Annotated in this window: 26 protein-coding genes; 3 read left to right on the top strand and 23 right to left on the bottom strand. The window is 45.0% G+C overall.

Translation table 11 applies throughout. The annotated features are described in order from the left end of the window. Positions 1-21 precede the first annotated feature (21 nt). Together KO518_RS00325 and KO518_RS00320 are read left to right on the top strand one after the other, a co-directional pair. Entirely contained in the window at positions 22-2,811 is a 2,790-nt protein-coding gene (locus KO518_RS00325) for a TonB-dependent receptor (RefSeq protein WP_216023829.1), read from the top strand. A gap of 195 nt (positions 2,812-3,006) precedes the next feature. Then, positions 3,007-3,663, top strand: coding sequence for a nitroreductase family protein (locus KO518_RS00320; protein WP_216023828.1), 657 nt, complete (start codon positions 3,007-3,009; stop codon positions 3,661-3,663). A 33-nt stretch (positions 3,664-3,696) separates the two neighbouring features. Here KO518_RS00320 and KO518_RS00315 read toward each other — a convergent pair whose 3' ends face one another. The 6 genes from KO518_RS00315 to KO518_RS00290 all read right to left on the bottom strand — a co-directional run bounded on the left by KO518_RS00315 (position 3,697) and on the right by KO518_RS00290 (position 9,765). Next, a complete protein-coding gene (locus KO518_RS00315; protein ID WP_216023827.1) occupies positions 3,697-4,095 on the bottom strand; it encodes a phosphate ABC transporter substrate-binding protein in 399 nt (132 codons plus the stop codon). A gap of 9 nt (positions 4,096-4,104) precedes the next feature. Continuing rightward, complete coding sequence (locus KO518_RS00310) at positions 4,105-5,232, bottom strand: hypothetical protein (protein WP_216023826.1); 1,128 nt, start codon at positions 5,230-5,232, stop codon at positions 4,105-4,107. Positions 5,233-5,343: 111 nt separating this feature from the next. Beyond that, entirely contained in the window at positions 5,344-6,963 is a 1,620-nt protein-coding gene (locus KO518_RS00305) for a methyl-accepting chemotaxis protein (RefSeq protein ID WP_216023825.1), read from the bottom strand. Positions 6,964-7,285: 322 nt separating this feature from the next. Continuing rightward, a complete protein-coding gene (locus tag KO518_RS00300) occupies positions 7,286-7,933 on the bottom strand; it encodes an OmpA family protein (protein WP_216023824.1) in 648 nt (215 codons plus the stop codon). A 207-nt stretch (positions 7,934-8,140) separates the two neighbouring features. Continuing rightward, complete coding sequence (locus KO518_RS00295) at positions 8,141-9,340, bottom strand: HD-GYP domain-containing protein (protein WP_371742202.1); 1,200 nt, start codon at positions 9,338-9,340, stop codon at positions 8,141-8,143. A gap of 80 nt (positions 9,341-9,420) precedes the next feature. Beyond that, entirely contained in the window at positions 9,421-9,765 is a 345-nt protein-coding gene (locus KO518_RS00290; protein WP_216023823.1) for an MGMT family protein, read from the bottom strand. Between KO518_RS00290 and KO518_RS00285 the strand changes: the two genes are divergently transcribed. After that, complete coding sequence (locus KO518_RS00285; RefSeq protein ID WP_216023822.1) at positions 9,749-10,381, top strand: tRNA-uridine aminocarboxypropyltransferase; 633 nt, start codon at positions 9,749-9,751, stop codon at positions 10,379-10,381. The genes KO518_RS00290 and KO518_RS00285 overlap by 17 nt on opposite strands. Positions 10,382-10,397: 16 nt before the next feature. Here KO518_RS00285 and KO518_RS00280 read toward each other — a convergent pair whose 3' ends face one another. The 17 genes from KO518_RS00280 to mnmG form a co-directional block, all read right to left on the bottom strand. Further along, positions 10,398-10,997: a glutathione S-transferase family protein gene (locus KO518_RS00280; RefSeq protein WP_216023821.1), complete on the bottom strand. Its 600-nt coding sequence runs from the start codon at positions 10,995-10,997 to the stop codon at positions 10,398-10,400. 47 nt (positions 10,998-11,044) lie between these two features. After that, positions 11,045-11,926: a hypothetical protein gene (locus KO518_RS00275; protein ID WP_216023820.1), complete on the bottom strand. Its 882-nt coding sequence runs from the start codon at positions 11,924-11,926 to the stop codon at positions 11,045-11,047. 212 nt (positions 11,927-12,138) lie between these two features. Continuing rightward, a complete protein-coding gene (locus tag KO518_RS00270; protein WP_216023819.1) occupies positions 12,139-12,504 on the bottom strand; it encodes a VOC family protein in 366 nt (121 codons plus the stop codon). Then, on the bottom strand, positions 12,501-12,914 hold the full coding sequence (locus KO518_RS00265; RefSeq protein ID WP_216023818.1) for a GFA family protein: 414 nt from the start codon (positions 12,912-12,914) through the stop codon (positions 12,501-12,503). The genes KO518_RS00270 and KO518_RS00265 overlap by 4 nt, the downstream gene beginning before the upstream one ends. Positions 12,915-13,037: 123 nt before the next feature. After that, positions 13,038-13,454, bottom strand: a complete 417-nt coding sequence (locus tag KO518_RS00260; protein WP_216023817.1) for a F0F1 ATP synthase subunit epsilon — start codon at positions 13,452-13,454, stop codon at positions 13,038-13,040. Between the two features lie 66 nt (positions 13,455-13,520). Continuing rightward, positions 13,521-14,903 (bottom strand): F0F1 ATP synthase subunit beta, encoded by a 1,383-nt coding sequence (gene atpD / locus KO518_RS00255; RefSeq protein ID WP_216023816.1) that lies wholly within the window; start codon positions 14,901-14,903, stop codon positions 13,521-13,523. Positions 14,904-14,936: 33 nt separating this feature from the next. Next, complete coding sequence (atpG, locus tag KO518_RS00250) at positions 14,937-15,797, bottom strand: F0F1 ATP synthase subunit gamma (protein WP_216023815.1); 861 nt, start codon at positions 15,795-15,797, stop codon at positions 14,937-14,939. A gap of 57 nt (positions 15,798-15,854) precedes the next feature. Then, the gene (atpA, locus tag KO518_RS00245) at positions 15,855-17,396 is read right to left on the bottom strand and encodes a F0F1 ATP synthase subunit alpha (RefSeq protein ID WP_216023814.1); all 1,542 of its coding nucleotides are present in this window, start codon (positions 17,394-17,396) and stop codon (positions 15,855-15,857) included. A 13-nt stretch (positions 17,397-17,409) separates the two neighbouring features. Continuing rightward, entirely contained in the window at positions 17,410-17,943 is a 534-nt protein-coding gene (gene atpH / locus KO518_RS00240; RefSeq protein WP_216023813.1) for a F0F1 ATP synthase subunit delta, read from the bottom strand. 14 nt (positions 17,944-17,957) lie between these two features. Then, a complete protein-coding gene (gene atpF, locus KO518_RS00235; RefSeq protein ID WP_216023812.1) occupies positions 17,958-18,428 on the bottom strand; it encodes a F0F1 ATP synthase subunit B in 471 nt (156 codons plus the stop codon). Between the two features lie 42 nt (positions 18,429-18,470). Further along, positions 18,471-18,719 (bottom strand): F0F1 ATP synthase subunit C, encoded by a 249-nt coding sequence (gene atpE, locus KO518_RS00230; RefSeq protein ID WP_073318383.1) that lies wholly within the window; start codon positions 18,717-18,719, stop codon positions 18,471-18,473. Between the two features lie 54 nt (positions 18,720-18,773). Further along, complete coding sequence (atpB, locus tag KO518_RS00225; RefSeq protein ID WP_216023811.1) at positions 18,774-19,574, bottom strand: F0F1 ATP synthase subunit A; 801 nt, start codon at positions 19,572-19,574, stop codon at positions 18,774-18,776. Positions 19,575-19,666: 92 nt separating this feature from the next. Further along, positions 19,667-19,993, bottom strand: coding sequence for an ATP synthase subunit I (locus KO518_RS00220; RefSeq protein WP_216023810.1), 327 nt, complete (start codon positions 19,991-19,993; stop codon positions 19,667-19,669). Positions 19,994-20,262: 269 nt separating this feature from the next. Continuing rightward, positions 20,263-21,144 carry a ParB/RepB/Spo0J family partition protein gene (locus KO518_RS00215; RefSeq protein ID WP_216023809.1) on the bottom strand — a complete coding sequence of 294 codons (882 nt, stop codon included), beginning with the start codon at positions 21,142-21,144 and terminating at the stop codon, positions 20,263-20,265. 56 nt (positions 21,145-21,200) lie between these two features. Further along, entirely contained in the window at positions 21,201-21,992 is a 792-nt protein-coding gene (locus KO518_RS00210; protein ID WP_216023808.1) for a ParA family protein, read from the bottom strand. A gap of 10 nt (positions 21,993-22,002) precedes the next feature. Further along, on the bottom strand, positions 22,003-22,635 hold the full coding sequence (gene rsmG / locus KO518_RS00205) for a 16S rRNA (guanine(527)-N(7))-methyltransferase RsmG (RefSeq protein ID WP_216024370.1): 633 nt from the start codon (positions 22,633-22,635) through the stop codon (positions 22,003-22,005). Positions 22,636-22,640: 5 nt separating this feature from the next. Next, a complete protein-coding gene (gene mnmG, locus KO518_RS00200; RefSeq protein ID WP_216023807.1) occupies positions 22,641-24,542 on the bottom strand; it encodes a tRNA uridine-5-carboxymethylaminomethyl(34) synthesis enzyme MnmG in 1,902 nt (633 codons plus the stop codon). Positions 24,543-24,940: the final 398 nt, after the last annotated feature.

The raw sequence follows: 24,940 nt of genomic DNA, 5'->3' as shown, positions 1-24,940 counted from the left end.
ATCAAAGCCAGGAGACGAGAAATGAAATTTAGCGGAAGATTCAAACTTCTCACCGTTAGTATGGCGGTGTCTGCCGCCTTTGGGTCGGGCCACGTTCTTGCCCAAGCACCACAACCCGCTGCTGACAATAGTGTTGAAGTCATTCAGGTGAGAGGTATTCGAAGCAGCTTGAATGAATCCATGTCATTGAAAAAAGACGCATCTTCTATACAAGACAGTATTGTCGCTGAAGATATTGGAAAATTCCCCGATCAAAACGTAGCGGAGTCGCTCCAACGGATCAGCGGAGTGATGATTTCTCGTACCAATGGAGAAGGCACCGCGATAACAGTAAGGGGGTTAGGTCCCAAATTCAACACTGTTAAACTTAATGATCGAACTTTGGCAACCTCAGAGAGAGGGAGAGAATTTGATTTCCAGGTGCTGCCCTCAGAATTAATAGCGGGTGCCGATGTAATAAAAGCGTCCCGCGCTAATATTGCAGAAGGCGGTATCGGTTCCTACGTTACAATTAACACGGCTCGTCCATTAAATAGCCCAGGTGAGCATATAGCCGGTTCGGTAAATGTAAAATACAATGACCTGGCTGACGCCTACACTCCTAATTTTTCGGGTATTTATAGCAATACGTACAGCAATGACAATATTGGCGTGCTGCTCGGTTTTGCCCATACTAAAACAGAAAACCGTATTGATGCCCACGAAACCGCGTTTTGGGACAACGTACAGGCTGATGATGTACAACGCGCTCCAGGGCCTATTGTAGATGAAAGCGGCAGTGTCATTACCGGTGGAACGCTATGGTACCCGGGCCGAGCTCAATATATGTCAGATATTGAAGATCGCACCCGAACCAGTGCCAACGTAACACTACAATTTGCGCAGAGTGATGACATAACTCACACTCTTGACGCTTTTTATACCGATTTTGAACGGGATGCATTTAGCAACGGCATGCAAGCGCCTTTACATCGCGACGGCTTCGAAGATGTTATCGTCTCGCAAAACAGTACCATTTTGTCAGCCAGAAAGAATGCCGATCCTTTAGATGGTTTATTTCAAACCCGAGGAGAGTCTTCTAAAACCTATGCGATTGGCTATAATTTTTCAGCGTATAAGGGAAACTGGCACTATGAAGCCGATGTTTCTTATTCAAAGGCAGAGTCCGAGCCGAGGCTGGAGCAGTATGTTCCCAATATAATCAATGCAGATGGATTAACCGACAGCGATTACATCTCTTTTGACAGTCGCGGAGCGGATATTATTAACATCGATTCCAGTATTCAGTGGAATGACCCGGCAGGCGTTAAGGCTCACTGGAACAGACGCTCACGGGATGAGCGGGAAGACGAGGTACTCGAAGTCAAATTCGACGCTACTTATGCCGTCGACGCAGGTACCCTATACAGTGTAGATATGGGTATCGCGTACACTGACAGGGAAAAATCACTCAACCAATACAACTCAGACAATACTCAGTGTGGATCTGCGGCAGTAAATACCTGCGGTGCACTCATTGACTTAGACGACGACTTATTTTCCGTGAGATCCGGGGGAGATTTTCTAACAGATGTAGACGGTAACTTCCCTCGTAATTTCATTTCAATTAATAGTTTATCCGACTATATTGCCGCAATGAAAGCCATTACACAGGATGAAAACTGGGGTGCAAATGAACTCGTCCCCAATGCATCAGTAGAAAACACCGAAGAAATTTTAGCGTTGTATACACAGCTAAACTTTGAAGGTGACTTCAATACCGTCAGTTGGACGGGCAACGTGGGTGTTCGCTATATTGATTCTGAAAATACCTCTCAGGGTTTTGCGATACAAGTACTCGATATACGCATGGATGAAGTAGGTCGGGATGATGGTGAGAAAATTGTTGTTACCACCTCCGACCCCGTGTACACAGATGCCGCTACCTCTTACAGCGATTTTCTTCCCAGCGCCAACCTAAACTTTAACTTTAACAACGGGTTCTATATTAAAGCCTCGGCAGCCAAAGTAATGACACGAGCACCGCTGGAAGACGTGGGCGTAAATATGTCAGTGTCAGGGGTACGCCTCACAGAATACGCAAGAAATCAGGGCAACCCGTATCTGGAACCCTATCAGGCCACCCAGTTTGACGTAGCTTTGGAGTATTACCAAGACAACGGAAACAGCTACAGTATTAACTTTTTCACTAAAGATTTCAGCAGTTGGATTGCTACCCAAACCTTTGTACAGGATTCCGGTTTCGACGTTGACAGAAACTTTGATGGTACAGATGACTGGGATGTAAGAGAAACCGTTACGCAAAAGAGTAACCGCAGTGGTGTTTCTTTAAGTGGAGTAGAACTGGCGGCTTTGCACTTCTTTGATTATTTACCCGGATGGCTTGACGGCTTTGGGGTACAAGCAAACTATACGTACACAGACAGCAGTGATGATGAAGCCGACGTATTTGAGCAGGAAGGGGTGCTGTCGCCGGGCAGTGGTGTGGAAGGCTTCTCTCAAAACGCTTACAACCTCATTGCGTTTTACGACAAAGACGGGTTTCAGGCACGTCTGGCATATAACTGGCGCGAAGCTTTTCTCATTCAGCGCCAAAGTGAGGTGGGCGGAGGCTTACCAAAACACGCCGAGGACTATGGTCAATTCGATTTTAGTACATCCTGGGACATTGACGACAACTTTACCCTTAAGGCTGAGGTTATAAACTTAACAGATGAAAACATTCTTGAATACGCAGACGTAAGAGAACGCGTTACGCGCTTACAGTATTCAGGGCGTCGTTTCCAGGTAGGGGTATCGGCCACATTCTGATTTAAAAAGGCAGCCAAAACTGTGTGACCCCATACGCGCTGCCCAATCATCAGCGCGTATTTTCCATCATATCTGTGATAGCAGACTCAATTATCAACAAAAATAAAAAACTGTTTGTCTCTCAAACTATATTATCAACTTTAAAAAAATCCATAAACTGGCTTATATCGTGTAAATCGTTATCGGAGCCATACCATGTCACAGCAAATCATTACTGATCTCAACAAGCGTTATACTGCGAAAAAGTACGACGCATCGAAACGAATTTCCGACACTGATCTTGAAATAATAAAAGAGGCCTTGCGGTTATCAGCTTCCTCTATTAATTCTCAGCCGTGGAAATTTATCATCATAGAAAGCGATGACGCCAAGCAGCGTTTTTCTGATTCTTTTGCCAATAAACATCAGTTTAATCAACCTCATGCCAAGGAAGCTTCACATATCATTCTGTTCGCCTACGACCCGTTCTTTACCAGAGATAAATTTCGCGAAAGGGTAGACGCAGAAGTTGCTTCAGGCCACTTACCAGCTGAGATGTACGACAACTTTATGGGTGCCTACGCATTTGCAGAGGCCAATACCGACGAGCAAGGCTATAACGGTCACTGGACTAAAGCGCAACTATATCTGGCATTGGGTAACGTATTGCACACGCTGGCTCGTTTGGGAATTGCATCAACCCCTATGGAAGGTGTTGACTCAGAATTGCTTGGCGAGATATTCGAAACAGAATTAGACGGTCACGTGTGTGAAGTGGCATTAGCCATGGGCTATCACAAAGAAGGTGAAGACTGGAACTACGGATTACCAAAAGCCAGGCTACCCCAAGAAAAAATTATACAGACACTTTAGAAAAGGAAAACGCCGCATTGCGGCGTTTCTTTTTTACATCGTAAACAACACTTTCACAGAGTCATTCACAGCGCCGGCATCGACAAAACCGATTGCACCTGTATCTGACGATACCTGATTGAGTACGTCAGCATCACTCCCTAACTCTTTTGGTGGACGTCCACCACCGGTAAAAGACAGCTTTGCCCAGTAGGCTTTAAACTGGCCAGAATTTCGCGACAGTACTTTGTCGATAAACTCATCGGCCACCGCGCCTTTTTGCATGAAGGGCGTTAACGATTTATCTTTACCTAGGAAGATTTGAGATACCACTTCCTTATCAGCACTTCCTGCATAAGACGGGTTCACAATAACGGCCACGTCTGCCAGAGCCTGACTACTCACTAACAGCCCAAACGCCACAGCTTTTAACGTCACTTTAGTAATTTTCATAGCAGCTCCTTAAAATACAGTAACCAAAGCAACCTGGAACAGGCCGGCATCACCACCCTCAGCCAGATCTGTATGCGTATACTCAGCTTTAAAGGCAGCAGAATCGTGAAAATCCCAGCGCAAACCTACAGTGTAAAACATGTTTTCATAGGTGTTCCTGTCTATCACCCCTTCTGTGGTCGCAATTAATGCATCTAAAGCAGGATCAACGCCCACTGGCACACCGTTTACTGAGGTTGCAGATTCAACAACATCTTCGCCCACCGTGCCGTGTATCATGTATTTCCCTTCACCGAAACGCTTACCAACAGAAACCATCCACGGTTCGTAGTCACCAATTACGGAATTTTCCAATGTAGACGGAATATATTCGGCAAGGAATAGCCAATCCTGATTATCGAAGATTACGCCCACTTCGAAGCCGGTCAGACGGTCTTCATTTATGGCAAGATCGTCACCCACACTGCCGTAAGGCGTTTGCTTCCACGCATTTACCAGCTCGCCCAGGCCGATGTTACCTGTCATATCAAATTGGATATAACTGGTACGAAATGTCCACCAGCCGTAGTTCACGCTGGCAACCACACTGAATACATCATCCAGCTCCAGTTCATCACCATCTGCATTGGTATAATCTTCCTGCCCGTAATAAGCACGCAGGTTAACCATGGCATCACCCACACTAAAATCGTGAATAGAGGAAATACCATCGATGGAGTCAAAAGTCGCTTTGTATACTTCGCTCGGCGGCGCTATCCAGTGATAAGCATAAGACACATCCAGATAGTCGGAATACAAATAAATGGGAATACGCTGGCGACCCACCTGGATCCGCCAATTCGTGTCGACTTCGTAAGACAGGTAAGCCCAGGTAAACTCGGGTTCCCAGTCGTCTAGACCACGCGCGCGAACTTGCACCGTGGCGCTTAAACCGTCACTTAAGTCAGAATAAGCCTGTAAGGCAAAGAAAGAGCCTTGTTTTATTTCCACGCTGTCTTCATAGCCGCGAACAATTGCGTCGCTTTCTGTGGAAATTCCTCCAACTACGCTGCCAAAGCCACTCAGGTTAACTTCAGCAAACGCGTTGAAAGGCGCGGCTGACGCTAGTAAACAAGCTGGAATAATAAGGTTTTTCATAGTGATTTCTCTGGTAAAGGTTGTTCGATTCGAAGGCGAGCCATACCCGTCACACGCTCTGCCCTTCGTGATTTCAAGTTTTCGTAGCTGTAGCTACTGTTGTTGTTAAAATTAGACTTTAAATTGTCGCGCTATCGACTCAAGGGTACTCGCCAGCCCGGCTAATTCATTGCTTGCTGAGGCCAGCCGAACTGAGTTTTTCGAGGTTTCATCAGTGCGCGCGTAGATTTCGTCAACATAACCCACAATTTCAGTGGCGACTGCCTGCTGCTCATCGGTTGAGCTGGCAATTTGCCCGTTCATTGCACTTATCCGACTGATGGTTTCGGTGATGACTGTCAAACTTTCACCTGCTTTTGTCGCTTCTACCACACTTGCATCAGCTTGTGATGTACCTGAAGCCATCACAGTGACCGCCGATCGAGCGGCGTTTTGAAGTTGTTCAATAGTTGATTGAATTTCTTCCGTAGATTGTTGAGTTTTAGAAGCCAGGGTACGTACTTCGTCGGCTACAACGGCAAATCCACGGCCCTGCTCTCCGGCGCGAGCCGCCTCAATTGCGGCATTAAGTGCCAATAAATTTGTTTGCTCTGCAATGCCTTTAATCACATCCAAAACAACGCCCACTTGATTAGAATCGTTTTCAAGCTGACGAATCACTTCAGCAGTGTCACTGACATTTTTTGCCAAAGACTGAATGCTGGAAACTGTACTGTTTACCACCTGCTGACCATTTGTAGACGCTGAAGATGCTTCGTCAGCAGCGGTAGCAGCTTCCGCCGCACTTGCCGCAACGGCACCTACAGATTCATTCATATTATCTACTGCACTTTTTGCTTTCGTAGCAGCCCCCTGCTGGACTTCAATAGTCTGATTTGTGACATCTGTCAGCTGACTGAGGTTTTGCGCGAGATCTGCCAGTGGCAACGAAGTATTAACGATGTCTTTAACCACCGTCTGTAATTTTTCCATAAAACGGTTGAAGTACTTCACCAGTTCACCCACTTCGTCTTGTGATTTTGCCTCCAAACGAATAGTGAGATCCCCGTCTTCTTCTGCTAAATCCTTGAGCGAACCCACAACCCTTAATAAATTTCCTCTGATCTCATTGATAATAGGTAACGCTGTCGCAAACAAAATGAACGTCGTTATTACACCCATAATAATTCCCAACCAAAACAAAAAATCTTGGGCAGAATTATATTCTGCAAAAGCGCGCTCAAAAGTAGCCTGCCTTTCGCTTTTAAAGGTGTTCAGCGTACTGATACTTTGATCGTATTTTTGATTCATTTGTTCGAGCTGCTCACCAAGCGAGTTGTAATCCACCGTGTCTGTCATCATGCCGGTTGTCAGAGATTCTGCTTGAGAAAAATAGCTATTGAAGTCATCCAAAATGCGTTTGACTGAATGACTTAAACTCGGGTCAATTTGTTTTATATCAGATAGCTCGTCACGTACTTGTCCGGCAAACTGCACGGCTTGATCAATCGCATCTGTGTCGCCAGTAGTTACTGCCGAAGCTAGTGCGTCACGAACCTTTTCCATATTTGTGGAAGCCGATGTGCTAAGTTGTAACGCTGGGAAGTCAATAAGTTCCGCAGCTTGCAACTGTCTGGCATTTTGCGCAGATACAATACTATTGATAATAACGAAAGCCACGAAACTCACAGCCCCAATAATAGGAATAAGATAGATTTTCTGAGCAACTGATAAGCGAAGTAAAAAGTTCATGTGTGTCCTATCAAGGCAGACAAATGTCTGTTTCAAAATTACTAACGAACATTAAAAAAATAGTTCACACTTTTCAGAAAGCAAATTTCCAACGTAATTTTTTAAGAAAGTTAGTTCTTATAGAATGCACTGAATTTTATAGTAAAAAGTACTGTCAGCAAGGCTGTACATTCGTCTAACCTTATACTTTAGAGAACTGTAGAATGACCAGGAATACCTTAGATATTAAGAATATAGACAAAAGTTGAATTGACCGGTTAAGGTCTCCAAACTATCGGAATGGAATGAAGGAAGAAAAGGGGGGCTCCCCCCTTTTTTGAATCTATCGCGCAGTATTGCTTTGCGTCAAGGGTTGGATTTTTAGTTCCACTCGTCTGTTCATTTGCCTGTTATCGGCAGACGTATTTGGTACTTTTGGTTGATATTCACCCAACCCCACAGTGGTAACCCGTGTTGGATTTACGCTGAATGTCACCAGCAAATTTTTTACTGATTGTGCCCGCTGTTCAGACAACGTTTGGTTATAAGCCGCCGTTCCCGTATCGTCTGTATGCCCTTCAATCAGCAGTACTGTTTTCTCATACTGATTAACCACTGTTGCTACGTCTTGTAACACGGGATTGAAATTGGGACTAATTGCAGCACTGTTAGTCGCAAACGTGATATCCCCAGGCATAATTAACCGCAAATTATCGCCTTCCCGCACAACCTGTACGCCAGTATCAGCTAGTTGCTCTCGCAGTGCATCTTCTTGCCTATCCATATAGTTGCCAATTGCACCACCAGCAATAGCACCAACTGCAGCCCCCCAAGCGTAGCGACTTTTATCATTGTCACCGGTAGCTTTACCTAAAAGCGCCCCCACCACTGCACCAATAGCGGCGCCTTTCTGCGTGTTGTTAGGGTTATTTGCACATCCCGCCGCCGTAAGCGCGGCAGTCATTAAGCCCACTGCCAAAATTTTTCTCATACTTACCTCAGAGACCTTATTCGATGATGAAAACACTAACAGCAAATACCATTCCATTTCTGATTTGCTCAAGAATAAGGATAGGTGAACCTCGATGAACGCTGGCTGAATGCATGTTCGGCATGAGAGAGTGGCTTGTTTACTACTTATTGTTACGATGGGCAGATGGGAAATATTTTCCCATCTGTCTTTATTTTGCTACAACGCTTACAGGGAAATGTGTTGTGAAAAGTACTGATTAAAATCGATCTTGAAATCGCTCGCTTTCACCGCTTTTTCAACTTTTATACGTGAATCCTGCACTAGATTAATATCTTTAGCCGGAACGTAATGATTGCCTTTCACTGAGTAAAAAACCTTGACCACTGGCTTAAGGGGGTTATCAGTTTGTTCCAATACCATGGCAAGCCTATCATTCGACAACTGAACCAAACTGCCCACGGGAAATATCCCCATACTTTTGATGAACTGTTGTACAAGCGCGGTATCAAGCTTATTGGGACAATCACTCATTAGGATCTTAAACGCTTTTTGTGATGGCATACCAGGTTTGTAACAACGGTCAGCCGTCAACGCATCGTACATGTCAGCAATGGCAAGCATACGTCCCGCAACGCTGATATCGTCCCCTTTTGTTCCTGCAGGGTAGCCAAGGCCATCTAATCGTTCGTGATGCTCACTTACCGTTCTAATCAGCGCCTTGTCCAATTCAACGTCCATCAGCGCTTCTACTCCGTATTCAACGTGTCTGCGCATCACCTCCATTTCATCGTCAGTAAGCCGAGCTGGTTTGTGTAAAATTTCGTCCGGAATGCGTATTTTCCCTAAGTCGTGGAGAAATCCAGCACAGGCTAAATCTTGTACTGCGTCATCATCCATTCCCATGTGACGGGCAAAATTTGCTAACAGGATGGCCACGTTCAACGAATGTTCCAGTAAATAATCGTCTTTTTCTCGAATTCGAGTAAGGCAGAGTAGGGCGTCGGGGTTTCTGTCCACTGACTCAATCAGACTATGGGAAAATGCACTGGGTATGCGGTCATCAAAAGGTAAACCTTGCTTTACCGCATTCAACAAGGCTTTCTGAATACTCTTACCCTGTTTGTAAATGGTTTCCGCTTTAACGAGCTCAGTATTGAAATTCGCTTTTGTTTTTTTTTCTTTTTTTGAGATGGTGGCATCCGATTGCTCGGTCTTTGCAGATTCGTCTTCCGGATCAAACTGTTTAGATAAATCAATAATAAGTTTTAGCACACCCCGCTTGCGAAGAGCCGTCACAACATTCTGACTAGTCACTCGCCCCTGGCTTTTTAACTTCACCTTACCAGACTGCTCAACAATGTCACTGACGTACATCCCTGGTGTCAACTCACTAATTGTTATGGTTTTAAAATTCTCGTCCGTCACTTTTCACACCAAAATAGCTGCTAGTTGTTAATCTACATAAAACCGCATTAATCAACTTTCAAGAGAGGCTTGCCAAAATACTAATATTTCAAAGTGTGGAGTATCTCTGCTAGATCCGGCTGCCATTGAAAACGTTTCATAGAAATCCGGTTGTTGCGGACAACAACACCTTCAGCAATCAACCTTTGTCTTTGCTCTTCCGCTTTTTCACTGCCAACAGGAAATGCTATTTTTCCATCTGAACGCACAATGCGGTGCCAAGGGATCGCTGCGCCCTCAAACGTATTAGTAAGCTGTTTCCCCACCAGCCTGGCGCGCCCGGGTAAACCAGAAAGATCGGCTACTTGACCATAACTGGCAACAAAACCAGGTGGCACCACTTTTACAGTATTTAGGATTCGCGCAATAATGCTAACATTCGTCATGGTTTTTCACGCTATAGTATTTATTATGCGCGCCGTCTGTAAACAGTGTCTATATCCACTAACTACCTGCCTGTGCTCTGACGTTGCGCCCGTAATGTCGCCAATCCCCATACTTATACTCCAACACAAAAAAGAAGTCGGTCATGCAAAGAATACCGTGCGGTTGCTATCACTGTCGCTGAAAAACCTCACAGTTATTACCCACGACAATCACGCTGTGGCTAGCCAGGCTCTCAGCGCTCTACTGTCTAAGTATCGCAACCCAGCTGTAGTCTACCCTACTATTGGAAGCTTACCCATAGAGCAATTAAAAGGCCACTCGAAACACGATGCGTATATTTTGCTCGATGGCAGTTGGCGGCAATCACGTGGCATGTGGCTGGCCTACCCAGATCTTCACCCTTTACCACATTATCATTTCACAGACGCAGGTAGTTCAAACTACGTAATTAGGCATACGAAAATGGAACAGGGGCTATCGACACTAGAAGCCGTCGCTTATACATTAACTCAAACCACCACAGTTGATACATCTATTCTTTATCGCTTACAGGCCGCCATGCAAAAAAACTGGCGAGGCCCTCAACACCACTTGCGAAAACGAAAAGATAAATAACCCACTCCGTTTTTAGCTAATACTGCATAGGTACGTAACCTTTCTGGTCGGCAATCCGCTCCAGCCAGTGCTGTATACCTGTATAGGAGACCAATTCAAAGCCACCTTCATGTGCAACATGAGTGTAGGCATACAAACTAATATCAGCAAGAGTAAGCTGCTCACCCACCAAAAAAGGTGTTTTCTCTAATTGTTGATTCATTACAGCCAGCGCCTTGTGTCCGCCAGCCTGTTTACTTTGATATTCGGCTTTGCGTTCTTCTGGCAAACCTAAATACAAATTAATATACCGGGCTACTGCAATAAAAGGTTCGTGGCTATATTGTTCAAAAAATTGCCATTGCAACATGGTGGCATAGTCAAAGGCCGATTGAGGAATAAGAGGGGATCCTTGAGCGAGAAAAGAAATAATAGCATTAGATTCAGCCAGTGTTCTGCCATCATTCATTTCCAAAAGCGGTATTTTGCCGTTGGGATTCTTCTGAAGAAATTCAGGTTGTTGTGTTGCACCATCTAATACGTTGATTTCTTCCCATCTACATTGCTTGCCAAGCAGCGCCAAAAGTAGTTGGATTTTGTAACAATTGCCCGATCGACTGTCTCCATACACAACCATATTAAACCTCGTTTCCATTATAAAACGACAGCTTACTGAGAATTTTTTCAGGCCACAAGTTGCTCCAGCTGCATTAAGATAAACCACGATAGCGGAATTGAAGACAGTACTAACAGTACCCGACGCAGTTGTTTGAAGCTCGTGGGTATAGATGATGTTGACGCAACAACTTCAATATCCTGTTGCGCGCTTACATTATTAATATCACTACCAGCGGAACAAGCCGGTGGTATCTTTTGATTAATCATTGACGAAAGCGATGCGAACATCGCGTGTTTTGTATTGCCGATAGCTCGGTATGCCTCGATTGCCGGCCATATTACATAAACAGTCAGAAAAGTGAAAAACACTATCACCATTACAATGTCCACAAATGGAATACTTCGGTTAAACCAAAACACCGGTGCTATGATAAGTGCGATCAATCCGTACATGGCATTTTCAATGGCAAGTGATGCTACTCTTCTAAGAGCTTTAAGCGCCGCCACATCAAGCACTACGGACTGAACAAAATGCGTTCTCATATAGCGTGTTGACGATACAATTTGAAATAGGAAAAGCCAGAAGAAAAACCAAAAGGGGTAGGAAATAAGATCTAAGACCAGGGTTTTCGGAGCGAGATCGATAGCCAGTAGCTCTTCACTAATGAGGTAAACTGAATTAAAAGAGATAGCAAACGTTGCAGCAGTAATGGTGTGCTGTCTTAGTTTCTCTGACAACCTGTCGCGATGCTCAGCGAACTCACACAACCGATTATTGTCTAGCAGATAGCGCATGATAGTGCTGGCAACATTTTGTTGCTGAGCTCTGATAGACATCCAACAAAATGCAGTCAAAATAGGCAAGCCCAATGCACAGTTGAAGTCTCTTTGATCCCGTTCACTTCTGATATTATAGTAGTCGAGGGCGCCAGTTAGGTAATTTGCCACAAAACACAGCGCTAGGTAGCACAGAGGCGCAAACCAAACGGAAGTAGTTGTAATTGTTGGATAGGGATAGCGGTTCTTCATTTCGGCCTTCACAAAACATCTAGCAAAGTCCTTCCCACTACTGTTTTACAGGTTTATTATTTTCAACGTAGTGTAATATTTTGACGTCGATTTACAAGGATCCAAATCAATTATTAACGCTTGTTGAACTTTTATTGTGTTTCTTCGTAGTTTTCTGACCACACAGCAAACTCTGAACCGCCAGGTTCGCGGAAATGAAAGCGGTAACCACCGGGAAAAGCGAAGATATTTACCGTGATTTGGCCCCCGGCACGACAAATTTCGTTTTTGATACTATTAAGATCATCACTATAGAACACAGGTAGTGCAGCTCCCAAAGCTGCATTGGAAGCTTTGTCACTGTGGTAAAAGCCACCGTCGATATTATCCAAAGTGAATGCTGTGTACTCTGGTCCGTAGTCGGTAAAAGACCAATTGAAAACAGAAGAAAAAAACGCTTTTGTTTTTTCCAAAGACAGCGAGGGAACCTCAATATAATTCATAGATTTGTTTTTCATTCAGGCGACTCTTTAGCAAACGCAGCAATGATTTCCGCCCCTGTCATTTTTTTGGTATCTGGGCTAAGCGGGTAATAACTGGCTTTTTCGTCAACAAAAATATCAGATTCCAATGTAAAGCTCGGTTCGTTAAACAAGCCAGCAGGAAGATAATACTCTTGTGTTTCCTTGTACAGATAAAACAAATGGGTCCCACAACGATGACAAAAACCCCGCTCTGCCCATTGAGACGAAGCAAAGCGTGTAATGGCATCTTCACCTTTGAAGGTTACTCCAGTGCCAGCCTGAACCGTGTACAGAGGTCCGCCTCCCCAGGTTCTGCACATTGCACAATGACAGGCGTGAATGTGACTTGTGTATTTGGCCAGTTGGACATTTACCTCACCACACAAACATTTACCGGATAGCATGAGTAATGCTCCTTTTTGCTGTTTAAATATACAGTACATGATTTTGTAGTAAAGTGAATAGGGAGGCGAAAAAAAATACAAAAAAACCCGGCGCAATAGCCGGGTCTTTCAAACAGCTAATATCTATTTGCGCAGTTTTTGAATTAGGCGCAATTGAGCAATGGCTTCTGCCAGCTCATGTGCCGCTTCTGCGTAATTGAAATCAGCGCCTGGGTTGGCGATGTGCTCTTCAGCTCGACGTTTCGATTCTTCTGCAGCCTGTTCGTCCAAATCTTCCGCACGAACGGCTGTATCAGCGAGAACGGTTACCGTGCCGGGTTGTACTTCAAGTACACCACCGGCAACGTAAATCATTTCTTCTTCGCCGTGCTGCTTAACCAAACGCACCATACCAGGTTTTATTGCAGTGATAAGTGGCGCGTGACCAGGGTGGATACCCAGCTCACCTTCACTTCCTGTTACCTGAACTGTTTCAACGAGACCAGAGAAAATCTCTTTTTCTGCGCTTACTACATCCAGGTGAACGGTCATAGCTGCCATTGTAAACTCCTTAGTAAGGAACGTGAATCAAGTGCAGACAGGGTTGTAACCTGCCTGGCTTCATTCTTATTTCTTGGCTTTTTCCAACGCTTCGTCGATAGAACCAACCATGTAGAAAGCTTGTTCTGGTAAGTGATCATATTCACCTTCCAAAATGCCTTTAAAGCCACTGATAGTGTCTTTCAGAGAAACATACTTACCAGGAGAACCGGTGAATACCTCTGCTACGAAGAAAGGTTGTGACAAGAAACGCTGAATCTTACGAGCACGGGATACGACTTGCTTATCTTCTTCTGACAGCTCGTCCATACCGAGGATCGCAATAATGTCTTTCAACTCTTTATAACGCTGAAGCACGGTTTGAACGCCACGCGCTGTGTCGTAGTGTTCTTGACCGATTACCAGAGGGTCCAACTGACGAGAGGTGGAATCCAGTGGGTCAACGGCAGGGTAGATACCCAGTGATGCAATATCACGGGAAAGTACCACTGTTGCGTCCAGGTGAGCAAACGTTGTTGCAGGTGATGGATCAGTCAAGTCATCCGCAGGTACGTATACCGCCTGAATTGACGTGATTGAACCCGTCTTCGTTGACGTAATACGTTCCTGAAGAACACCCATTTCCTCTGCCAGAGTAGGCTGATAACCTACCGCAGATGGCATACGGCCCAACAATGCAGATACTTCTGTACCAGCAAGAGTATAACGGTAAATATTATCTACGAAGAACAGTACATCACGACCTTCATCACGGAATTTTTCCGCCATAGTCAGACCCGTCAATGCGACGCGCAAACGGTTACCCGGTGGTTCGTTCATCTGACCGTATACCAGGGATACTTTATCAAGTACGTTTGATTCGTTCATTTCGTGGTAGAAATCGTTACCCTCACGAGTACGCTCACCCACACCAGCGAATACAGAGAAACCACTGTGTTCGATAGCGATGTTACGGATAAGCTCCATCATGTTTACGGTTTTACCTACACCGGCACCACCGAACAGACCAACTTTACCACCCTTAGCGAATGGGCATACCAGGTCAATAACCTTGATACCGGTTTCCAGCAATTCAACAGAGCTGGACTGGTCTTCATAGCTAGGCGCTTCGCGGTGAATAGACATACGCTCTTCTTCACCAATTGGGCCCGCTTCGTCGATTGGGTTACCCAATACGTCCATGATACGACCTAGTGTAGATGTACCTACTGGAACCATGATTGGGTTACCGGTATTTTCTACTGCCAGACCGCGTTTTAGTCCGTCAGTAGTACCCAGTGCGATGCCACGAACAACACCGCCACCTAATTGCTGTTGCACTTCCAGGGTTAATCCTGATAAGTCACCTTCGGTAACTCTTAGTGCGTCATACACTCTTGGTACCGCATCTTGTGGAAACTCGATGTCCACAACGGCGCCAATGATTTGGACGACCTTACCTTGACTCATAATTAGTCCTCGTTATTTCTTCTAAACCTTTGCCTACACCGCTGCGGCACCGCCAACAATCTCACTGATTTCTTGTGTGATTGCGGCCTGACGCGCTTTGTTATATACCAGTTGTAACTCATCAATGAGATTACCGGCATTGTCGGTTGCTGCCTTCATGGCAACCATTCTCGCAGCTTGTTCTGAAGCTGCGTTTTCTACAACACCCTGATACACCTGAGACTCAATGTAACGAACCATCAATGATTCCAAAATTTCTTTTGGATCGGGTTCGTAGATATAGTCCCAACGGTGTTGGTATTCTTCGTCTTCCGACTTTGGCAAAGGCAATAACTGATTGATCACAGGTTTCTGTGTCATGGTGTTAACGAAGTCATTGAAAACCAGGAAAACCCTGTCAATCTTGCCTTCGTCATACGCTTTAAGCATAACGCGTACAACACCTACTACATCAGCTACAGACGGTTTATCACCTAAACCTGATTCAGCAGCAAGTAAAGTGCCACCAAAACGGTTAAAGAAACCGCATGCTTTTGAACCTAATGCAGCAAAATCCACTTCTACACCCTGGTCACGCCATTTTTTGACGTCCTGGGTAACAAGCTTAAATTCGTTGGTGTTCAAACCACCACATAAGCCTCGGTCAGTGGAAATCACAATATAACCAACGCGCTTGATTTCACGCTCTTCCAAATAAGGATGGCGATATTCAAGGTTGCCGTTAGCAATGTGACCAATCACTTTAAGCATGTTTTGTGCATACGGACGGCCATGAGCCATACGTTCCTGCGCCTTTTTCATTTTTGACGCAGCAACCATTTCCATCGCACTGGTAATCTTTTGAGTATTTTTGATACTCCCAATTTTACCTTTTATCTCTTTACCGCTGGCCATGATTATCTCTCCGATTACTCAACGAATTGTGCTGACCTTTTGGGTCAGCACCATTGATTACCAAGTTTGTGTCGCTTTAAAGTTAGTTAAAGCGTCTTTCAACTGAGCATCAATATCATCGTTGTAGTTGCCGGTTTCATTGATAGTCTTCATTAGCTCAGCGTGTTCGCTGTTCATGTAAGCGTGCAATGCTGCTTCAAAATCAAGGATTTTGCCCAGCTCAACATCTTTCAAGAAGCCTTTCTCAACGGCGTACAAAGAGACACCCATATCAGCGATTGACAGAGGCGCATATTGCTTCTGCTTCATCAGTTCTGTTACGCGTTCACCGTGTTCCAGCTGTTCACGAGTTGCATCGTCAAGGTCAGAAGCGAACTGTGAGAACGCCGCCAATTCACGATACTGTGCAAGTGCCAGACGAATACCACCACCTAATTTTTTGATGATTTTAGTCTGAGCAGCACCACCAACACGAGATACTGAAATACCGGCGTTTACAGCAGGGCGAATACCAGCGTTAAACAAGTCAGTTTCCAAGAAGATCTGACCGTCGGTAATTGAAATAACGTTTGTCGGTACGAATGCTGATACGTCACCGGCTTGGGTTTCAATAATAGGGAGCGCAGTCAGTGAACCGGTTTTACCTTTCACTTCACCGTTAGTGTATCGCTCTACGTACTTGTCGTTTACACGAGCAGCACGTTCAAGCAAACGGGAGTGGAGATAGAAAACATCACCGGGATAAGCTTCACGGCCTGGAGGACGCTTCAGCAGCAATGAAATCTGACGATAAGCAACAGCTTGCTTAGACAGATCATCGTATACGATAAGCGCGTCTTCACCGCGGTCACGGAAGTATTCACCCATGGTACAGCCAGAGTACGGTGCCAGATACTGCAATGCTGCAGATTCAGACGCAGATGCTGCAACAACAATGGTATGAGCCATTGCGCCATGCTCTTCCAGCTTGCGAACCACGTTAGCAATGGTAGAGGCTTTTTGGCCTACCGCTACATAAACGCATTTAATGCCAGAATCTTTCTGCTTGATGATGGCATCAACAGCCATGGCTGTTTTACCACACTGACGGTCACCGATAATCAACTCGCGCTGACCACGACCAATTGGAATCATAGAGTCAACTGACTTATAACCCGTTTGTACTGGTTGATCGACTGATTGACGTTCAATAACGCCCGGTGCAATTTTTTCTACCGGTTCAAAACCGTCAGACTCAATAGCGCCTTTACCGTCAATCGCTTCACCCAGTGTGTTAACAACACGACCCAGCAAACCAGGACCAACAGGTACTTCCAAGATACGACCAGTAGACTGTACTTTTGTACCTTCTTGCAGGTCCGCATAGGGACCCATTACAACAGCACCAACTGAGTCACGCTCGAGGTTTAGTGCAATTGCGTAGCGACTACCAGGAAGCTCGATCATTTCACCTTGCATTACATCGGCCAGGCCGTGAATGCGGATAATACCGTCGGTTACTGCGACGATAGTCCCTTCGGTGCGTGCTTCACTGGTTACATTAAACTGTTCAATTCGCTTTTTGATCAGTTCTGCAATTTCAGTGGAATTAAGTTGCATACTCTTATCCCCGTTATGCTTGCAACGCGTCTGCGAGACGGTTCAATTTCGATTTTACGGAACCATCAATAACTGTATCACCGGCTTTTACTACAAAGCCTGCGACCAGAGCAGGGTCCACGTTACAATTAAGCTTCACTTTACGTGCCAAACGTTTTTCCAGCGATGCGCCAATAGCAGCCTTTTGCGCTTCGGACAAGGCAGAAGCGGAAGTTAAATCCACTTCAACTTCTTTGTCGTAATCTGCTTTTAAAGCAGAAAATTGCGCAAAAATCGCAGGTAGGGCGATCAAACGTTTATTTTCAGCCAATACTTTAATCAGGTTTTGGCCGTGATCGTCGAGCGTATCACCACATACATTGATAAACACTTCAGCAAGTTGCTCTGCGGCAATGGCACCGGTTAATAACTGATGCACATCTTCGTTTTTCGCAACTTCGCCAGCAAACATCAACATATCCTGCCATTTGGCAACGGCGTTGTGCTCAACGGCAAAATCGAAAGCTGCTTTAGCGTAGGGGCGAGCGACAGTTGTCAATTCAGACATGGCTCATCTCCCTCTTATAGCTCAGCGACAAGTTTTTCAACAATGTCGTTTTGGGCGTTTGCGTCGATTTCACGTTGAAGAATTTGCTCTGCACCAGCAACAGCCAAAGCGGCTACTTGTGCACGTAATTCTTCCTTGGCACGATTACGTTCAGATTCAATTTCGGCATAACCGGAAGCGATAATTTTCTCTCGCTCGGCATGACCTTTCTGCGTTTCATCTTCAACAAGTTGATTTGCACGCTTTTTGGCTTGCTCGATAATTTCAGCTGCTTGCGCTTTCGCGTCTTTCATTTGCTCAGTGGCTTTCGCCTGAGCAAGTTCTAAATCTTTTTCGGCTCGCTCGGAAGCTTCCAGCCCATCGGCTATCTTCTTCTGACGCTCCTCAATTGCTGCCATAATCGGTGGCCAGACTTTCGCCATACAGAACCACACGAAAATAATGAAAGCAATGAGTTCACCGATTAGAGTCAAGTTGATATTCACAACCGATCCCCTCTATTCGTTGATAAACTTAAACCCTGCTTATTAAACAGCAAACTTAGCGCTTTCAACGAACAGTAAGAATAAGGCAATAGCAACACCGATCATCGCGATAGCATCGATCAGACCTGCTACGATGAACATTTTTACTTGCAGAGTAGGAGCAAGCTCTGGTTGACGAGCAGCAGATTCAAGAAACTTGCCACCCAACAGACCGAAGCCGATCGCTGGACCCAATGCACACAGGCCGATCAGGATACCTACTGCAATGTACAGATTACCTAAAATTTCCATAGTTTTTTCACCTTTAGTTTTGAAGTTAAAAAATAAAAATTAAGAATTTAAAAATTAGTGTTCTTCACTGGCTAAACTCAGATACACGATGGTCAACATCATGAAAATGAAAGCCTGCAAAGGAATAACAAGTAAGTGGAACGCTGCCCAAATGAAGTGCAATGGAAGCTGCCATAAGCCCATTGTGCCTGCGATCAGAATGAAGATAAGCTCGCCTGCGTACAGGTTACCGAACAAACGAAGTGACAGAGACAACGGTTTCGCCAGCAACGACACCACTTCGAGAATAAAGTTAAACCAGTACAGCCACGGCGTATTAAATGGGTGCGCATAAAGCTCTTTTAAGAAGCCGCCCACACCTTTAATTTTAATCGAGTAGAAAATCATTAAGGCAAATACGCCCAATGACAAAGCAAACGTCATGTTTACGTCTGTCGTAGGTACGACTTTCATGTAAACATGGTCAGGATCATGCCCCATAGCGCCGCCAATTTGCTGTGCAATCCACGGCAAGAAATCCACCGGCACCAAGTCCATCAGGTTCATGAGCAATACCCATACGAAAATGGTCAGGGAAAGCGGTGCTATTAGTGGACTTTTCCCGTGATAGGTGCTTTTTACTGTGTTGTCGACAAACTCAACAATGATCTCAATAACGGCCTGAAATTTTCCAGGAACGCCACTGGTCATGCCGTTTGCTGCTTTTTTGAAGATATATAAGAATAATATTCCCAAACCCACAGACCAAGCCAACGTATCGACATGAACAGCCATAAAGCCTTCACCGACAGTAGCATTGGTCAAGTGGTGCTGAATATAACCGCTTATGGATTGTTCGCCACCAGTTGATGCCATGTTAATTCCCAAATTGTTTAAAGTTAAAAAATTCTGGCGCCTGAATTCGCTAACCTTTTTGGGGAAATCAGGCAAATTACACGCATATTTTTTTAGTTAGTCGTTTTTGTTCTGCGTGTAACAAATAATATTGCTGGCCACTGCGCTACCATGGCAGTGATGTATCCAATGAACAGCGGAAATACCAGCGCTGTAGTATGCTTAAAAACCAATGCAAAAAGCACCATGGTTAACAATAATTTTAAAACACTTCCCTTGCGAAAACTTTGCACAACCTGTTTGTTTTTTTGTGCACCGGCGTATCGGAACGCGAACAGCGCAAAAACAGCACTTGGCAAAATACAGATGCCGGCACCAATCAGCGCAAAAATACCGCCTTCCTGGCCCATAATTAGCGCAATAACGAGAGAACTAAACAAACCGGCGCAACCCTGAATTATGATTGTTTTTGCTGCTAACCGTTGCCCTTTTCGGGCGATACTATTTACCACGTTAACCCTAGGCTCTCGTCGCTAATTTAAAAGCGTCAGAAGTATACTGTTTTAACGATAATTTTCAACTATACATCGCATTTCGAAAGTTATTTTGAAAATTTACTTAAACAATAACAATCGACGCGCATTGTACGTTAAAAGTCAATCGATAACGACAGACATTAACAAATATTTTACGTTTGCAGAATGGTTGACTAATTTATTTTGGAGAGGATGCCATCAAGTTGATCTAAGTCATTAAAACTTATAACTATTTTACCTTTTCCACGAGCGTTATGATCTATGCTTACCTGGGTACCGAGGTTGTCAGACAAACGCGTCACAAGATTTTGAACATCGGGATCAATCTTCTTTTCCGGTTTAGGCTTCTCTGGCTCAAGATATTTGCGCACCAGCTTTTCAGTGTCTCTTACCGTTAACCCTTTACCTGATACTACTTGCGCAGCATCTGTTTGTTGCTCACCTTCTAATGCCAACAGCGCCCTTGCATGGCCCATTTCAATATCACCATGTTCAAGCAATAACTTGACATCTTCGTTTAAGTTATTAAGCCGCAGTAAATTGGTCACAGTAGCTCTGGATTTACCTACAGCCTCAGCAGTTTGAGCATGGGTAAGTTCAAACTCGTTCATCAAACGCTGTAATGCCTGTGCTTCTTCCATGGCGTTGAGATCTTCCCGCTGAATATTCTCTATCAGCGCAATAGCTACGGCAGCTTCATCGGGCACGTCTTTAATTAAACACGGAACCACGTCTAGCTTGGCAAGTTGCGCCGCACGCCACCGACGTTCACCAGCAATAATTTCATAGCTGTCTTTGGCCAGTGTTCTTACCACAATAGGCTGAATAACACCCTGAGAACGTATTGATGAAGCCAGTTCTTCCAAGGCCTCTGGAGACATGTCTTTACGAGGTTGATATTTTCCCGGCTTCAGAAACTCAATAGGCAACTTACTCAGTTCGCTTTTACTGGCCAACTGACTTTCTGTTTCCTGATCCTGACGGGCGGAAGAAGACTGACTGGTGGCAAGAAGCGCATCCAGACCGCGTCCTAGTCCTCTTTTTTTAGCAGACATAATTTCCTCAATGACTCGCACTATAGACTGACAAGGTAATGGCCTAGTTTAACAGATTAACTGGCTTTTGCAGGCTGAATAGATTTTTCCCGGCGTCGGAGAATTTCCCCAGCCAGGGACAGGTATGCTTTTGCGCCAGCAGATGATTTATCATAGTACATCGCCGGCATGCTGAAACTAGGAGCTTCGGCCAGTCGGACGTTGCGCGGAATAACTGTGCGATAAACCTGCTCGCCAAAATGCCGCTTTAGCTGTTCTGAAACGTCATTCGCCAAGCGGTTTCGCGGGTCATACATGGTGCGCAACACCCCTTCAATTTTTAAATCTGGATTCACCACTGATGCCAATTTCTGAATAGTATCCATAAGCGCGGTTAACCCTTCCAGTGCGTAGTATTCACACTGCATAGGTACGAGCACAGAATCCGCGGCTGCAAGCGCATTTACGGTGAGTTGGTTTAGCGAAGGAGGGCAATCGATGAAGACAAAATCGTAGTAATCCATTACCGGCTCGAGGGCGTTGCGCAAGCGCACTTCTCTGGCAAACATTTCCATAAGCTTGATTTCTGCAGCGGTAACATCTCCGTTCGCGGCTATGAGATCGTACTTACCCGACGTTTCTCTGAAGATAACCTCTTCAACGGGTTTTTCTTCAATGAGCAACTCAAAACAGGTTGCTTCTGCTTCATATTTATCCAACCCACTTGCCATCGTGGCATTGCCTTGGGGATCAAGATCAATAAGTAAAACTTTACGTTTAGTTGCTGCCATGGAAGCAGCAACATTAACAGCAGTGGTCGTTTTACCCACGCCGCCTTTTTGATTCGCTATTGCGATTACCTTCGCCACAATGTACCCGTTAAACTTTTCGAATAGTTACCAGATGGCGGTCGCCTTCCAGATCCGGTACTGACAGTTCAGTGACTGACTCGATCTGAAAGTGATCACTCACTTCATCTATTTCACTTTGAGGGAATTGCCCTTTCAATGCAAGGAAGACTCCTGATGAATCTACCAGATGCTGGCACCAGTGCAACATATCTTTCAGTGAAGCGAATGCCCGACTGAGTACAACATCGTATGGTTGCCCTGGCTGATGTGCTTCAACCCGGCTGTGAAGGGGTGACACATTTTGCAAACCCAATTCATAAGCACATTGCTTCATAAAACGCACCCGTTTGCCTAAGCTATCGAGTAATGTAAATTGGGTATCGGGCAACATGATAGCAAGCGGTACGCCAGGCAACCCAGGTCCGGTTCCCACGTCTATCACCCTTTTCCCTCCCACGTGTGGAGTAACAGCAATAGAATCGAGAATATGTTTAACCATCATTTGTTCCGGATCCCTAATTGAGGTGAGGTTATACGCTTTATTCCATTTGTGAATGCGCTCTACAAACCCTACCAGCTGTGTTGCTTGAGTATCAGAAACAGATAACTTAAGAGCGTCGGCACCTTGAGCCAACACCTGGTGAAGCTTAGTTGTATCTATATTACTCACGCTGTTTTGAGTTCCTGCTTACGTAACATACCGTGCTTCTTCAAATACACCAATAACAACGAGATAGCAGCCGGCGTAATACCTGAAATTCGCGATGCTTTACCGATGGTTTCTGGCCGTGCTTCTGTTAACTTGGCCACAACCTCATTAGACAACCCGGATATTTTACTGTAATCGAAGTCTGCGGGTAAAAGGGTATTTTCGTGTCGTTGTGACTTTGCAATTTCGTCCAACTGACGAGCAATGTACCCCGCATACTTAATTTGAATTTCAACCTGTTCAGCAGCGATGGGATCTTCTACGCCAGGTCCCAGTGAAGCAATTTGCATTAATGCCTTATAGGTCATTTCCGGACGTCGGATCAGTTCTTCAAGAGAATGTTCCCGACTTACCGGATTTTTTAACAGTGGATTTAATTCTGCGGTAGCAGCGTGATCCGGATGGATCCACTGACCTTTAAGCCTTTGCATTTCCCGTTCAACTGTTTCTTGTTTTTGATTGAACGAGGCCCATCGCTGTTCATCAACCAAACCGATCTGGTAACCCAGTTCGGTTAAACGACTGTCAGCGTTATCTTCACGCAGCAACAAGCGATACTCTGCTCGGCTGGTAAACATGCGATACGGTTCTTTCGTTCCCATTGTGGCAAGATCGTCTATAAGCACGCCCATGTAGGCTTGATCTCGTCGCAATATAAGCGGATCTTTTTCCTTCACTTGAAGCGCAGCGTTCGCTCCCGCCAGTAATCCCTGGGCACCGGCTTCTTCGTAGCCTGTTGTCCCATTGATTTGTCCGGCGAAGAAAAGCCCTCGAATGAATTTTGTTTCCAGTGTTTGTTTCAGATCCCGAGGATCGAAGAAATCGTACTCAATGGCATAACCAGGGCGAATAATATGAGCATTTTCAAAACCGCGAATGGAATGTATGAGTTGTTGTTGAACATCAAAAGGCAAGCTGGTTGAAATACCATTCGGGTATACCTCAATGCTGTTTAAACCCTCTGGTTCAACAAAAATTTGATGTGACGTTTTGTCTGCAAAACGAGTGATCTTATCTTCAATACTAGGGCAGTAGCGCGGGCCTACGCCTTCAATTACGCCTGTAAACATAGGTGAGCGATCTAAACCACCGCGAATGATGTCGTGGGTTTTTTCATTAGTATGAGTGATGTAGCAATTTATTTGCTCTGGATGCATTTTCCGTGAACCCATAAACGAAAACACCGGTGTAGGAGTATCGCCGGGTTGTGGCTGCATGACGCTGAAGTCCAGTGTTTTTGCGTCAAGGCGAGCAGGGGTACCGGTTTTTAACCGGTCGACTCTAAACGGCAAAGATCGTAATCGTTCTGCAAGGGCAATGGATGGCGGATCGCCTGCCCGGCCACCTCGATAATTTTCAAGGCCAATATGAATTGTACCGCCCAAAAAGGTTCCTACTGTCAGAACAACGGTTTTAGCCTTGAACTTGAGGCCCATCTGGGTAACCACACCCACTACACGATCGTTTTCAACGATCAAGTCATCACAACTTTGTTGAAAAACCGATAGATTTGATTGATTTTCTACAGTGTTTCGAATTGCTTGCCGATATAGGCTTCGATCGGCCTGGGCGCGAGTAGCACGTACTGCAGGCCCTTTACTTGAGTTCAGTGTGCGAAATTGGATCCCGCCCAGGTCGATCGCCAGTGCCATAGCGCCACCTAAAGCATCGATCTCTTTGACTAAATGCCCTTTTCCGATCCCACCAATGGCTGGATTGCAGGACATTTGCCCAATGGTTTCCATATTGTGAGTAAGCAATAGGGTTTTCACACCCATGCGTGCAGAAGCAAGTGCAGCTTCTGTACCTGCGTGTCCACCACCTACAACGATGACATCAAACGCTTCCTGATAAAACATGGTAAACCTCACAAATTACGGTACTTAACGTAGAACACCAAACTTTTTCAAATGAAAGACTATGTGAAAAAGGGCGCGTATTTTAGCTGACTTATTGGCTAATGAAAATGGTTAAATTTTCTTCAACGTCATTTAATTTTGGTTCTGTGAGTTTGCTTATTAAAAGTAAAGATCCCTTTTAAGATCTTTATATTTATATTTATTAGGATCCGAAAGATCTGTGAGTAAGTGACAATTCCAACTTTAGATCATGATCTTACGGAATTAATAACATTGGTACAGAGGGGATCATAACCCACCTGTGATCGTGTGTATAACCCCCTATATTATCCACAGGCGCGTTGATTGAGAAAGTTATGCTTTTTGTGATCAAAGCTTATGCACAGCGGTTTAGGGGA

Source organism: Aestuariibacter sp. A3R04, from assembly GCF_018860805.1.
GTDB lineage: Bacteria > Pseudomonadota > Gammaproteobacteria > Enterobacterales > Alteromonadaceae > Alteromonas.
This window is presented reverse-complemented; position numbering and strand designations above follow the sequence as displayed.